We start from the raw sequence: 14046 nt of genomic DNA, 5'->3' as shown, positions 1-14046 counted from the left end.
AAACCCGCCGAGAAATGAGCGAAGACAACTTCGCAACATCCTACAACACTTCCAAGTGTGCCGTTGTGGATCGGCTGACCGAGAGGCCCTCGATCAAGTGTCGATCAAATCATCGGGTGAGAGCAGCGGGATCTGGTTCTCTTCGGTGTCCTGTTTTTCACGCCAAGGTTCTTTGACGCGATAGGATTCCAGCTCTTCTTGCAGTTGTTTCAGCTGCACGGACTCTTCGCTGGCACCTTCTTCCAGTTCCTTCTTGGCCGCTTCGACCGCTTTTTCGCTCCACTTCACCGCGTTCTCGAAGTCGCCCGATTCGGCGTAGCCGGCAGCGAGGGTGCTCAGGATGTGACCTTCGGACTCGTCAGTCATTTCGACTGCCCGCAAACCCAGTTGCAGAGATCGGGCGCCGTTACGAACTTCGTCTTTGGGCGACGTCGCCAGGACCCAAGCCAAGTTGTTCAGGACGCTAGGAAGAATGATCGCGTCGGTTTCGTTGTCTTCGTCCAGGTTGGTCAGGGCTTTTTCGTAGTCCGCGATGGCTTCGGCATGATCGCCGACGGCCAAGTAAGCATCGCCACGTGATCGCAACACGGAAGCATTTTTGGGATCACGATCGAGAACACCGCTCAGCATGTCGATGGCTTGGCGAGGTCGGTCATCTTGCAAGTACAGGTTCGCCAATTGCAGTTGGCGATACACGTCGTCAGGACTACGGTCGATCAGAATTTTCATGTCGTTGATCGCATCGGCCATGCGGCCTTCCTCGACGGCGATGAAGCAGCGAACGACGATCGCTTGATCAAGTTGTTCGACTTGCGGTGCCAAATCGATCGCGGCATCTAGGTCACGTTTGGCATCTTTGACATCGTCGCGACGAAGTGAGATCTCGGCGCGTTGCAATAACGCGATTGGATCTTTCGGTTGCATCGCGAGGGCTTTGTTCAAATCGGCCAGAGCGTCATCTTCGCGATCCATGTTCGTGTACAGCAGGGCTCGCAAACGATAAAGGCCTTCACTGGGGCGAGCTTGAATCGTTTTGCTGAGCAATTCCAACGCATCGTCGGCGCGGTCCAGTTCGACAAGTTGCTGGACGGTGGCGGCAGCAATTTGTTCGTTGGTTGGATCGAGTTCGAGAACCTTTTGCAAATCCTCGACGGCTTGGTCGAAGTCGCCGTTTTGCATCCGAAGTCCAGCCCGTTGGCGGACGGCTTCTGCGTTGCTCGGGTCGAGTTCGATCGCTTTGGAAAGGTCCGCCAATTGATCGTCAGTATCATCTTGGGTCATCGCCCGCAGCAGATACGCCGTGCTGAGTTCCTTTGGGTCGTCTTGCAACAATTCGATCGCGGCCGAGGTCGCTTTCGCGATTCGTTCCTCGTCACCATCGGGAAGCAAGTTCAACCGGGCGATCAACATGTGAGCTTCGGCCAATCCAGGATCGTTTTCGATCGCTTGGTCGAGAACTCGCAGGGCTTCATCACGGACTTGCAAAGCACGGCGGCCTCGCATGCGAGTCATCGCACCGGCCAAGCCTTGGCCGCGTTGAAGTTGGATGCTGCCCAGCATCTTTTTCGCGAAAGATTGGTTTTCGTCGTCAAGGCCCTTGGCCAAGGCGGATTCGATCAACGAAGCAACGGCTTCCAGATCCTCGTTTGATTCAGCATCGATGCGTTTGAGGACGGCTTCGTCCAAGTCGGCTTGGCCAGGATCCGCTGATTGCTTCATTTGCGAAGGCAGCAGCGGCGGTGCACCTGGCAAAGCGGGCGCGACCGGTGGTATCGGCTTGGCTTCTTCCGCAGGAGCGGTTTCAGTTGCCGGGGGCTGCTCGAGCGTGGATTCGCCAGCTTGCTGCGGAGCGGCTTGCAACGAATGAACGGGCAACGCGGAGAGACAAACGATCGCGATGCTCGCAAAAAAGCGAGGGTGGCTGAAAGTGTCGGCAAAAGGACGGGAGAGGTTCAATGGTGAACGCTGGCCGCTGCGTCGATGATTCATCCAGAAGTCTCGTCGAAGGGTAGGGGGCAAGTTGGAGGGGTGGAATTCGGTTTCCGGAATCCGTTTCTGCTCAATCCGTTCGCAGCACGTGGCACGCGAGTTCAGGAAAGGATCGCTGTTTCCGTTCGAAGATCCGGAACCCTGTGTTTCGCGGATGAACTCCATCGTATCATTTTTAGGAAACGAGAAGCCCTGGTCGCGGGGCAGAGATCCATTATGTCGGTTTCTGAGAAAACCGCGAAGGGGAATCGAGTCAATGAAACGCCACGTTTGGGAATTGAGACGATGAAACACAGCGTATTGGTAACGCGGCAAATTCCCGGCGAGTCGCTGCAGCGGCTTCGAGAAGTTTGTGAAGTGGAGGTTTGGCCGGAGGCGATCCCACCCAGTCGCGACGAGCTGTGCCGGTTGGTGAAGGGCCGGCACGGTTTGCTGACCATGCTGAGCGATCGAATCGATGGTGAGTTGATGGACGTCGCGGGAGATCAGCTTTGCGTCGTCAGCAATTATGCCGTCGGATTCAACAACATTGACGTCGATGCGGCCGAGACTCGCGGCGTTGCGGTGGGGAATACGCCGGACGTGTTGACCGATGCAACGGCCGATTTGGCCGTGTCGCTGTTGTTTGCTGCCTCGCGGCACGTCCTGCAAGCGGGCAACCAAGTTTGCGAAGGCGAGTGGAAAACTTGGGAGCCGACAGGTTGGTTGGGCGTCGAACCCTCCGGCAAAACCCTGGGGATCGTCGGGATGGGACGCATCGGGAAAGCAACCGCCAAGCGATTGGTGGGAGGCTGGGACATGAACCTCCTGTACACCTCCCGAAGCGATCAAGGTGACGTTGAAAAAGAATTGGGCGGCCGCCGTGTCGAACTCGACACTTTGTTAGCCGAAAGCGATTTTGTCTCCGTCCACGTCGCGTTGACGGACGAGACTCGCAACCTGATCGATGCGGATGCGATTGGCAAAATGAAGTCGACCTCGGTGTTGATCAACACGGCGCGAGGTGAGATTGTCGACCAAGATGCTTTGGTCGATGCTTTGAACAGTCGAGCCATTTTCGCTGCTGGTTTGGACGTTACAACGCCTGAGCCCTTGTCGGCTGATCACGCTTTGGTGAAGTCGCCTCACTGCGTGATCCTGCCGCACATTGGCAGTGCGACTCACACCAGCCGAAACGCGATGTCGGAAATTGCGGTCGACAATTTGATCGCCGGGTTGGCTGGGAAACCGCTGCGGTGCTCGGTCACCTGAGTCATCTGTGGGAGCGCGATACGTTGCCTCCCTGCGATCGGAACGTGACGATGCAGCAAACGACAATCTGTTGATTTCTGCTTGGTCCTTCGTTCGTTCAGCCAATCCGTCACTCGTTTCGAATCCTCCATCTGCCGACCACCCTCAAGGAATACACCGTGCGTCACTGGTGGAATTACATCGTCGAAACGATTGAACGCCCGAGAGACGAACTGTCTCGCCGCCAGCATCAATTGCGAACGGCGTGGGATTTGGTCATCCACTGCAGCGCTCAACTGCACCGCCATCGTGCCGAGGGCATGGCGGCGGAATTGACTTACCGAACGATTTTTTCATTGATTCCCGTCGTGGTGTTGGGATTGGTGATGTTTCGTGTCTTCGGCGGCTTGGACGATGTGCAGTTGAGGGTTGAGAACCAACTGTATTCGTTCTTTGGCGTTCCTCAGATTCCGGCCGAATACATTCCGGTGCCGGAACCCGATCCGGACGCTTTGCCAATCGAAGCGACGGTGGACTCGACGGAAGTGACCACGCCAGATTTTGGTGATTCGGATGACCCCGTGATCGAATTGGTCGTCCCGGACGAAGGCGAAGCCAACAAGAACGCTGAGGATAAAGACGCCGGGGCAGGTGCGAACGGCGTTGAAGAAGTTGGCGATGGAGGCATCCCCGACGGACTACCGGATGAAGCGGCGTTGGCGGGTGATGCAACGGATCCAACCATTGCCGGATATCCTCCAACTCCGGCGGATGCGGCCGGCGAAGTCATCGATGCGGAAGAGATCGAAGGCAAAGCGGAAGCCGACGACCAAGCTCGCGAAATCATTCGACAGACCCTGCGAGATGCGACTTCCAAGATTGCTTCCTTGGACTTTGCGTCGATCGGCGTTTTTGGCTTGCTGTTGTTCATCTACGCCGCCGTGGCGTTGGCGGATGCGACCGAATATTTGTTCAACCGCATCTTCGATGCTCCATCGCAGCGACCCATTCATATTCGCGTGGCGGTTCATTGGTCGATCATCACGCTCGGAAGCGGGCTGTTGGCGCTGAGTCTCTACATGTCAGCGCAGGTGATCGATTGGTTTGGAAATCTCGGTGCTGGCTCTGGGCCGGTTTGGATTCTGCAGCATGCTCTGTCGTTGCTCGCCTCTTGGGTTTTGTTGTTCCTGCTGTATGCGCTGATGCCGAACACACATGTATCGGTGCGTGCCGCGGTGATGGGATCGGCAGTGAGCGCGGTGTTGTGGGAATTCGCCAAGTATGGTTTCCAGATTTACGTGACGACCGCCGTTCCGTATTTGGAACTGTATGGATCCATTGGCGTGATCCCGTTGTTCCTGCTTTGGATTTACCTAACGTGGCTGATCGTTTTGTTTGGACTGATTTTGACCTACACCTTGCAAACGGTTCGTGGCAAAGAGTTCCGTCGGCGCGGTGAGAAGCAGGAAGACTTGCCGGCCGGTGACCCCGATTGGATGCTGCCGATCATGACCGAAGTCGCGATCGCTTTCGCCGATGGAGAAGCCGTTGGAAGGCAGGAGTTGTCTGATCGGTTGGGATTGTCGAGCCGCGTGGTTCACGAGATGGAGACTCGGCTGATCGAGGCCAATTTCTTGCGGCGTGTGGTCACCGGTGCGGGGCAAGAAAATCAGCTCACTCTCGCCCGGCCCGCCGACAACATTTTGCTGGCTGATGTGATGCGGCTGGCTCACCGGTTCCGGCCGGCGAACGATCATCCCGCCTGGAAGACCCTGGCCGCCCTCAAAGAAGCCGAGTGCATTGCCGCGGGGACTCGTTCTTTGGCGGAATGGATGGATGCCGATTTGCCGACGCAGGACAATTCTGTGGCTACCGAAGCAGACCAGCCCGAGTCTGGTGACGATGCCAATTCGGATGGTTGAGTGAAGATCTCGCCGCGTTAAGTTCGAGTGAGTTGCTGCGCTTGACACTGGATGACGGGGCCAGGACGATGATATCGGCCCCCGAAAAACGGGACGAAGGAAAAAACGCCTTCTTCCCGTCCGATTCGAGCCTCTTCTAACCTGGCAGCTTCGTCTGGTTCGAACATATGCCGCTCCCATGAGACGCCCCATGATTGCATCGCTGTTGCTGGACACCCTGCCTTTGGCTCAGATGCCCAAGGTCACCACTGCATTGTTGATCGGTGCACTGGTGATTTTCGCCGGGATTGTTGTGGTGCTGTTTATCTTCACCAGCTATTTCGGATTATGGATCCAATCCGTCCTGACGGGATCCAAAATCTCGTTCGGAAACCTGATCGGAATGACCTTTCGAAAGGTCAACACACGAGCGATCGTGCGAAGCAAGATCATGGCAACGCAAGCCGGCTTGGACGATCCCGAGCTGACCGTCGGTGCGCTCGAAGCCCATTACTTGGCCGGCGGCAACGTGCAGCAAGTCATCCGGGCATTGATCGCCGCGAAAAAGGCGAAGACGATTTCGCTGACGTTTCGCGAAGCAACGGCGATTGATTTGGCGGGACGCGACGTTTTGGAATCGGTTCAGACGAGTGTTTATCCAAAGGTCATCGATTGCCCACCGCGAGGTGCCGCGAAACCATCGCTGGATGCGGTCGCAAAAGATGGGATTCAGTTGAAGGTGCGAGCTCGTGTGACCGTGCGAGCCAACCTACAGCAATTGATTGGTGGTGCGACGGAAGAAACCATCATCGCTCGGGTTGGCGAAGGCATCGTCAGTGCGATCGGGTCGGCGGACAACCATAAGGCGGTGCTCGAAAACCCGGACGTGATCAGCAAAGCCGTGTTGGTGAAGAAGCTGGATTCTCAAACGGCGTTTGAAATCGTTTCCATTGACATCGCTGACATCGACGTGGGAGCCAACATCGGTGCTCGTTTGCAAGCCGATCAGGCGGAAGCCGACACCGCGGTGGCTCGTGCCAATGCGGAAGGCAAGCGTGCGGCGGCGGTCGCCGAAGAGCAGGAGATGCAGGCGGAGATCGCAAAGAGTCAGGCCGAGGTGGTCGAAGCACAGTCGGACGTGCCCCGCGCCATGGCCGAAGCTTTCCGAAGCGGAAAACTGCTGGTGATGGATTACTACCGTCTGCAGAACGTGAGTGCGGATACCGAAATGCGGCGTGCCTTGGCCGGGCATTCGAACGATGCCGACACGCCTGAAGAGACCCACTGAGATGCCTCGCGAAGAAAACCCTAACGAGCTCGAAGCATTCTTGCGAAAGTCGGCAGAGATTCGACAACGCAACGCGATTGAGTTTCGTGCGTTGCAAGAGGAGCAACGACGTCAGGACAGCAATTCGCGTCCTCGACAGTACTCCGATCGCAATCGCGAACGGGTGACGCGGCAGCTTGCCGAGGCCATTGATGTTTCCATCGTCGACGATCACGGCGGTGACGAGGTCGTCATGGGGGAAGTGGTCGAGGAACGTTTGGCCAGCCTTCCGCACGTAGACGGTGGAACGAACGAGTCCGATCGAAAATCGTCCGGCTCCAAATCGAGAGGACGGGTGGCGACACCGGTGGACAATCTGCGACGATTGTTGTCCCGACCCGGTGGGGCTCAGCAAGCGTTCTTGATGAGCGAAATTCTCAAACGTCGCTCGTTTTAGCGACGCCAATTTTCTGTGATGGATTGATTGCCAGAATGGGGCTGAACGAACGCGACTACAGTCGCACTGAACGAACACCGTGGGATCGAATCGAGAATCCCTTGTCGATGATCAAGATCCTAGTCGGGATCAACGTCGCGGTTTTTCTGGTCGACATTGTCCTTGGCGATCAGCTGATTCATTGGTTTGGCATCAGTGGTCAATCGTTGTTGAGGCCCTGGCTCTGGTTCCAGACGTTAACCTACGGGTTTCTGCACAATACCGAAGACATTCTGCACATCCTCTTCAACATGTTCTTGTTGTTCGTCTTCGGGCGTCCGGTGGAGCAACGGTTGGGGGGGCAGGAATTTCTCAGGTTCTATTTGATCGCGGTGATCGCGGGTGGCATCGTCGGGATGCTGTACCCCTGTGCAATCTCGTTGTTCCACACGGGGCAACTGAGTCCCGAAATCATCGGTGTGCCGACAATCGGGGCCAGCGGTGCCGTGATCGCGGTGATGGTTCTCTTCGCCTGTTACTTCCCCCACCAGGAAGTGCTCTTCATGTTCGTTTTCCCTGTGAAAGCGTGGGTGTTGGCCACGGTGTTGGTCCTGTTTGATTTGATCTCCGCCTTCGGACTTTTCGGTTCCGCGAGCTCCACCGCCTTCGAAGTTCACCTGGCGGGAGCACTCTTTGGGTTCTTGTACTACCAACTTCAGTGGTCGTTCCATTGGCTCGATTTCAGACGATTTGGCGAGTTCAGGGACGAAATGAGGATGAAATCGCGCCGTGCGAAGCTGAAATTGCACGATCCCGACAAAAAAATCCGAACGGAAGCAGAGGATGCGGACCGAATTCTGGCTAAAATCCATGAGTCAGGTGAATCCAGCCTGACTTCCTCGGAACGTAAAACCTTGGAGAGATACAGTCGGCGTCAGCGACAAAAACGCGAACTGGACTGATCTCTTCGAACGAACTGGCAATCCGTGAGGACGCGTACCTCTGATTGATTCGAGCTTCCGCAGCGAAGCACTGTGATGAACGCACCGCGACGGATGCAATGTGCCGAAATCTTTCGCGGCGTGTTCTCCGTTTCAATTGCTCGTCCGTTCCACATCCATTTTGGCACCTTTGCACCTCGGTCCCAATGAAGACTCCTTCGATCCATCGCCGCACGGCATTGCAATTGACCGCCACTTCCGCGATGGCGGCATGGTTGGCTCAACCTTTGAATCTTTTGGCCCAAGAGGCGGAGAAAGCCACCGCGAAAGGTGGCGAGCCGCTGCCATACATGGATCGCATCGGTTTGCAGCTGTACACGCTTCGTGATGCGATGAAAGCTGACCCCGAGGGCACGCTGAAGGCCGTCGCTGAGGCGGGCTATCGTCAAGTCGAGCTGATGAATATCGATGATGAAGCTGTGCGTCTGGCGGCGATTGCTCGCGACAACGGATTGATCGTGCACAGCGCCTTCATGGATTTCAACGTCATCGCGGAACCGAACAAGGATGGGGTTGGTTCAGTCGAAACCACTTTGGAATTGGCGGAGCGGATTGGATTGCGACACGTTGTCTTCGGCTACATCGCGAAACATCAACGAGACACGGCGGACAAATGTCGTGCGATCGCGGATCGAGCCAACAAGGCGGCCGACCAGACTCGCAACGCTGGGATGCGAATGTGCTACCACAACCATTCGTTCGAATTCGCGACGTTCAACGGCGATGCCGCCGAGGATGCGAACTCAAACGATGACGAGAAGAAGGCGAACAAGTTGACCGCGTTCGACATTTTTGTGGAGCGTTTTGACCCGCACAAAATGGAATTTGAACTGGATGTCTTCTGGGCCAAGATCGGCGGACGTGATCCGATCGAAATGATGCGTCGTTTAGCGGGACGGATCAGCCAAGTGCATTTGAAAGATCTGAAAAAGGACACCCCGGTCATCACCGATGAAGGTCAAGTTCCGAACGATGCTTTTCAGGAATTGGGCAACGGCATCATCGACATTCCCGCGGTGATGAAATTGGCTCGCGAAATTGGCGTGGATCAATGCCATGTCGAGCAGGACCAATCTCCCGCACCTTTGGACAGCGTTCGGGAAAGCTACGCATTCTTGAAGGATGCCCCTGCCTGATCGACAGCCTCGTCCACCCTTGTCTTGCTTCTTCAGTTGATTGGCTACCGTTGTGAATTGTGTTCGTTTTGGGACATGGAAGACCCTTCAGTCGTTGATGTTTTGCGTTGTCGTTTTCGCAACGACCACCACGTCCTTCGCTCAAGACAAACCGTCGTTTGAACTCAGCGAAGATGTTCGCAAAGCATTGACGCCATTGTTTTCGCGGATCTCAAAAGCCGACGTCTCACGCGCGACCGTGGAGCTTTCCGCTGAAACAGTGATGGGTGGTAAAGTCGTTGAGACATCGGACTCGGTTTACCAAATCGCTTCGAAGTACCCCAATCAGTACACCGTTTATTACAAGTCTGCCGACGATCGAAAACGGTTGTATTCCGACGGCAAGCAAGGCGTCGTGGCTCTCACGCCCGAAGCGTTTTTCCGATTGTCAAACGTTGCATCGTGCCAAGAACTCGCGACTCGCTCGGAGATCAATCTCGGTCCTTACCCGGAAGCTGTGTTGGCGCTCACGTTGGCTGGCGTTGATCCTGCTGTCACGTTCTTAGGTGGAATGAAGTCAGTCGAAGTCGCGGGCAAAGTGAAGTATCGCGGCAGCATTGAATCGATTCATTTGCGTGGGCAACAGAAAGACGGTGTCACTTGGGATCTTTGGATCAGTGACGAAGGGAAACCTCGTCCGCTTCGTTTGCTGGTTGACCTCACACCGATGCTGATCGCGACCGGGCAAGTCGCCGTGCCTCAAGGCTATGCCTATTCGTTGCGGTACGACTTCAAGTCTTGGCGAGTGACCGGCGAAGTCGACGAGAAATTGTTTCGATACACGCCACCCCGAGAGGCGGTCGAATACGAATCATTGGAAGCATTTCAGAAGCAGGCCGCAGAGAAGCTGGTCGAGCATCCGTTGTTGGGCAAGTCTGTTCCCGAATTCGCATTGACGTTGATGGATGGTTCCACCGTTCGCAACGACGATTTGAAGGGCAAAGTTGTCGTGTTGGATTTCTGGGCGACTTGGTGTGGTCCGTGTTTGCAGGCGATGCCCGTGATTGCCGAGACAACTCGCAAGTTCGCCGACAAAGGTGTGCAGTTCTATGCCGTGAATGTCGGCGAAAGCTCATCCTTGGTGAAAGGCTTCGTCAGCGAACAAGATTGGGATGTGACCGTGGCGTCGGATCCCGATGGCGATTTGATCGATCTGTTCACGGCGAAGTCGATTCCCTTGACGTTGGTGATCGCTCCCACGGGCATCGTCGAGGCGGTCCATCAGGGCTTCCCCGGCGAAGCGGAACTGAAGCAGCAATTCACGGACGAGTTGGAAGTGTTGGTTCAAGGTGGACGGATTGCCTCTTCCGTCACCGCGGATGAGAAGCCTGAGAAATAGCCGAGGGCGAAGCGATTCACAACACTCGCTTCGACGGATCATTCTTGCCGAGTATAAACGGCGGGGTACACGAACTCAGGTTCGGCTGGCGGCAACAAATAACCGAACGTCTCGGACACAGGTTGGTCTTCACTAATCAACTGAAGAGACAGTTCGACCGGTCGTTCGCCAGAGTTGTCTTCTGCCAAAGTCACGCCGAGACGCAGGATCCAATCGCCTTCGTCGGTGCGTTTCAATTCTTCCTCGCAGATTTCGCCAGCGATCGCGTTGGACTGAATCGAAGGGGGATGATCCGCTGGCAGTCCTCGAAGAACAGGACCAGCAAAACGGATTTCCATCTCGATCGGTTCATCGTCATCCTCAGGCCGAGTCACGCTCAAGTTGGTCGCTCGTCCAAGCACATTGTGCTCCGGCGGATCGCCCGCGAAAAAGCTGACTTCATATGCGAACTCGAGTGAGGGTTGGACCGGTTCAGTTGAACCATCGGGCTTCGAAACGATATCGCTCGCCGCAACGGCTGATCCAGGATTCGCGACTGATTCGACCGGAGGATCCGTGTCGTCAGCTGACTGATCGCCGGCGGATTCGTCTTTGGGAGGCAGCCAATACGCGGCCAGATTGTCGATGCCTTCATGAGCGCCCGGCAATTCGAGCAATTCAATTCGTCCATTGGGCCATGGGGCATCCGGTTTGATCCAAACGCTGGGACGTTTGTCGTAGCGTGCGTTGTGATCGTCGTAGTGGTAGAAGGCTCGGTTTCGCTGGATCAGCCCAAATCCGTGAAGCGATTCGACTTCCGTCGATGTTACCGAGGGGTAACTCTGGCGAGCAAACGCTCTCCAACGCCATTCGTTGGGACCTGTTTGAATGAGCATCCCATCACTGTCGTGAACCGATGGTCGTTTGTCTTTGGGAGGTCCCTTCAGTCCGTCGCCCCACATCCACATGCTCGTCAGCGGAGCCAACGCGATCTTCTCGGGTTGATCTCGGTAGTAGACGTTGGCTTGCACTTTCACGCGTGTCACGGCGTTCCCCGGAATCAATCGAAATCGATACGCTCCGGTCAAACTGGGGCTGTCCATGAACGCTAAAATCGCGATTTGGTCAGAATCCGCGGCGGGCATTTGGATCCAAAACGCGCGGAAGTCAGGGAACTCCTCTTCCTGCATCATGGCGATGTTGATTGCCAGTCCACGTGCCGAGGCACCGTAAATGGTGTCGCCGCTGCGTCCGCGGAAATAGCTGGATCCGATGAAGCTCAGCATCTCTTGAGCGTCCGGCCGGTTCGGAAATGGCCCCACGACGCGGAACCCAGCGTGACCCGCCGGAGGAATCTCATCGGCGTTCAGTGGTGCGTCGTAGCTGAAGTCATTTGTATTGAAGGCGATGCGTTGGCTGATCGGATCGCCACTGGGCGATGGGTTGAGCGTAAACAGTTCGACCAGGTCGGTTTGCACGAATCCACGATGAAATGTTTCCAACCAAAACGGCAAGCCTTGATCGAACCAAGTGGCACGCTCGGAACGATACTTCACCTTCATGTAATCATCGTACTGCCACGATGCCAACGGCTCGGGCAACTCGGGCGCCGGTTCGTATTCCTGCTGCGACCGCTCGGCCGCGAGTTGACTGAGCGATTCAAAGTCACGCACATCGATCAGATCCACCGCGTTGGCAGCGGGAGCTGTGATCAGAAGGGCGACCGATACTGCGAGACCGGAGAAAGAAAAGAGTCTCGCAAAACACGCGTCGAAGTACATACACTTGGTCCCGTTGAATTCATGCAGAATGGGAGGTCGCACTGCTAGGGCGTCACCGCAGCAGTTTAGCTCCGGAAACGCATTCAGCGTGCCCAAGTGAATCTTTGAAGCCAGCGTCTTGACCTCAGTTCCCTTGCTAGGCGGTCAAGGGGCGGAAACCGGCCAAACGGAAGGCTCGTTGGGCGGCGGAGTGCTGCATGAACGGTTGCCAGACACCTTCTTCCAGCAAGTTTGATGCGGAGAGGAGGGTAATGCCTGTATCAATTCCGATCACATCGGATCCAATCCAGCCACGGCGTGGGTTGAAAGCGTTGACGAATCCGTAACGTCCGTAGACCGATTCGCCAAATGTGTTCTTTTGATACTGAAGGGTCCGCATCGTCTGCTCGGGAGCGATAGCCAGCCCACCGCCCGCCGCACTCGGCACAACGGTTCCATCAATGCCGCGATCGGGTTGAGCCTGGCCGTCTTCGTAGGGCCCGCCCCAATCACGGTAGCCGCTCGATGAGTCGCTGCTGGTCAGGCCCCACAAATCTTCACCGTAGTGGCCGAATCGTTTGGGCGATTGGTCAGCAAGCGATTGTTGGAATTCGATTTGGGCCAAGTGTGCCAACTGAGAGTTCCGCCAGTAGTTGCGTCCATCGGATGAAACAACACCTCGGAAATCGAAGAACGCCTGAGGGTATTGGTGCACAAACAAGGGGGGATAGCTGATGAAAGATTCACCCTGATGATGCAAAACGTTCTCACGACGCCACGCGTTCCAACAACTGGGCGGAATCGCGGAGCTCGGAGCACCAATCGCGAGTAGCACGAGAATCGTCAGTTCACTGAAACGATCCCATTGGTAAGGAAGTCTCCCAACTTCGGGTTGCCACCCCATGTGCAGGCAACCGTTGTCGCCAAGCATCCATCGCCAATCCACTCGTTCGTACAGCGTGTCGGCCATCTCGACCAATTCGCGATCGTCTTGGAACACCTGTGAAGCATGCATTGCACCGGCGATCAACAAAGCCGTGTCGATCGTCGACGCTTCACTATCAAGAGCACGCTGGCCAGTCATTCGATCGATGAAGTGGTAGACCAAACCACGTTCATGTTCGGCTTCATTGACCAAAAAACTCAACATCTTGCGTACGCGTGATGCACCTTCTTCTTTGGAGATCCAGCCATTGTTGGCAGCAACTCCATGGGCGGCCAATCCGAATCCGCAGCCAGCAGAACTGGCGTAGGTGCTGAACGAACTTCCGTCAGCGTGGCCTCGGTCGGCGATTAGTCCGGTTTGCGGGTCAGCGGCTTCCTCAAAATACAGGTAGCACCGGCGACGCAAATCATCCAAGAATGGGTAAGAGTTTTCGTTCATCATCAGATCCTCCATGGTCGATCGCGAACCAGCGGAGACCATTGAGAAGTCTCCGTCTCCACGAAGACGATGCGCAGCGAGCAAGGGCGCGGCAGCGAAGGCTGAGAGAAGCATACGTCGCTTCATGCTGACGAATCCAAAAGGCGGGGTGTTGGCAGGTTGTCGACCATCACTGCGACAACGCAGCAGGGACTCCGTATTGGGACGAGTTGCCAAGGAGGCGGGGGCAAACTCTTCTACGGTCCAATGGGCGACTTTGTTTGTCGATTAGGGATGCTAGTTTCGCGTAGGTGTTGTCGCAAGCTCAGGATGCGATTTTCAACCATCGTACGAGTCGTGATCGAAATTCTGAGTTGATGCCGCCAACTCGGCATCGCTGCGTCCAAATTTGGCAGCAAATCGTTCAGCAGGCTCCGATCTGCACGCGGATTCATCACCTCATCCAACCGCAAGAAATTCACGTTGCTTTCTCATTCCAATGAGGGAGGTGATGCGATGCTTAGCACGCCCAGTGAGCCGGTCGAAACTCCCTTAGTTGCTTTCCGGCGAAATTTGCGGGCGCGGCGGAAATTTCTGGCGCGGGAT

General features: G+C 55.8%; 10 protein-coding genes. 7 read left to right on the top strand and 3 right to left on the bottom strand.

Translation table 11 applies throughout. The annotated features are described in order from the left end of the window. Nucleotides 1–93: 93 nt before the first annotated feature. Complete coding sequence (locus B2R17_RS14825; RefSeq protein ID WP_286764586.1) at nt 94–1989, bottom strand: tetratricopeptide repeat protein; 1896 nt, start codon at nt 1987–1989, stop codon at nt 94–96. A 216-nt stretch (nt 1990–2205) separates the two neighbouring features. Here B2R17_RS14825 and B2R17_RS14820 point away from each other — a divergent pair, with 216 nt between their 5' ends. From B2R17_RS14820 to B2R17_RS14790, 7 genes are all read left to right on the top strand, one after another. Beyond that, complete coding sequence (locus B2R17_RS14820; RefSeq protein WP_339887455.1) at nt 2206–3240, top strand: D-glycerate dehydrogenase; 1035 nt, start codon at nt 2206–2208, stop codon at nt 3238–3240. 158 nt (nt 3241–3398) lie between these two features. Further along, the gene (locus B2R17_RS14815; RefSeq protein WP_286764584.1) at nt 3399–5141 is read left to right on the top strand and encodes a YhjD/YihY/BrkB family envelope integrity protein; all 1743 of its coding nucleotides are present in this window, start codon (nt 3399–3401) and stop codon (nt 5139–5141) included. A gap of 190 nt (nt 5142–5331) precedes the next feature. Then, on the top strand, nt 5332–6408 hold the full coding sequence (floA, locus tag B2R17_RS14810; RefSeq protein WP_286764583.1) for a flotillin-like protein FloA: 1077 nt from the start codon (nt 5332–5334) through the stop codon (nt 6406–6408). A 1-nt stretch (nt 6409) separates the two neighbouring features. After that, entirely contained in the window at nt 6410–6844 is a 435-nt protein-coding gene (locus B2R17_RS14805; protein WP_286764582.1) for a hypothetical protein, read from the top strand. Between the two features lie 35 nt (nt 6845–6879). Further along, a complete protein-coding gene (locus tag B2R17_RS14800) occupies nt 6880–7785 on the top strand; it encodes a rhomboid family intramembrane serine protease (protein WP_286764581.1) in 906 nt (301 codons plus the stop codon). 185 nt (nt 7786–7970) lie between these two features. Next, nucleotides 7971–8960, top strand: coding sequence for a sugar phosphate isomerase/epimerase family protein (locus B2R17_RS14795; RefSeq protein ID WP_039961764.1), 990 nt, complete (start codon nt 7971–7973; stop codon nt 8958–8960). A gap of 52 nt (nt 8961–9012) precedes the next feature. Then, entirely contained in the window at nt 9013–10338 is a 1326-nt protein-coding gene (locus B2R17_RS14790) for a redoxin domain-containing protein (RefSeq protein WP_286764580.1), read from the top strand. Between the two features lie 38 nt (nt 10339–10376). Here B2R17_RS14790 and B2R17_RS14785 read toward each other — a convergent pair whose 3' ends face one another. Together B2R17_RS14785 and B2R17_RS14780 are read right to left on the bottom strand one after the other, a co-directional pair. Further along, on the bottom strand, nt 10377–12140 hold the full coding sequence (locus B2R17_RS14785) for a glucan biosynthesis protein (protein WP_286764579.1): 1764 nt from the start codon (nt 12138–12140) through the stop codon (nt 10377–10379). A 94-nt stretch (nt 12141–12234) separates the two neighbouring features. Continuing rightward, nucleotides 12235–13587, bottom strand: coding sequence for a glucoamylase family protein (locus B2R17_RS14780; protein ID WP_286764578.1), 1353 nt, complete (start codon nt 13585–13587; stop codon nt 12235–12237). Nucleotides 13588–14046 lie beyond the last annotated feature (459 nt).

It is taken from the genome of Rhodopirellula sp. UBA1907 (genome assembly GCF_002337565.1).
GTDB lineage: Bacteria > Planctomycetota > Planctomycetia > Pirellulales > Pirellulaceae > Rhodopirellula > Rhodopirellula europaea.
The sequence above is the reverse complement of the archived record's forward strand: the minus strand, read 5'-3'. Positions and strand labels throughout refer to the sequence as shown.

Excerpts from the sequence above, each read along its gene's own strand:
- B2R17_RS14825 (WP_286764586.1), bottom strand. The coding sequence starts at position 1,989 with ATGAATCATCGACGCAGCGGCCAGCGTTCACCATTGAACCTCTCCCGT.
- B2R17_RS14820 (WP_339887455.1), top strand. The coding sequence starts at position 2,206 with ATGTCGGTTTCTGAGAAAACCGCGAAGGGGAATCGAGTCAATGAAACG.
- floA (WP_286764583.1), top strand. The coding sequence starts at position 5,332 with ATGATTGCATCGCTGTTGCTGGACACCCTGCCTTTGGCTCAGATGCCC.
- B2R17_RS14805 (WP_286764582.1), top strand. The coding sequence starts at position 6,410 with ATGCCTCGCGAAGAAAACCCTAACGAGCTCGAAGCATTCTTGCGAAAG.
- B2R17_RS14800 (WP_286764581.1), top strand. The coding sequence starts at position 6,880 with ATGGGGCTGAACGAACGCGACTACAGTCGCACTGAACGAACACCGTGG.
- B2R17_RS14795 (WP_039961764.1), top strand. The coding sequence starts at position 7,971 with ATGAAGACTCCTTCGATCCATCGCCGCACGGCATTGCAATTGACCGCC.
- B2R17_RS14780 (WP_286764578.1), bottom strand. The coding sequence starts at position 13,587 with ATGAAGCGACGTATGCTTCTCTCAGCCTTCGCTGCCGCGCCCTTGCTC.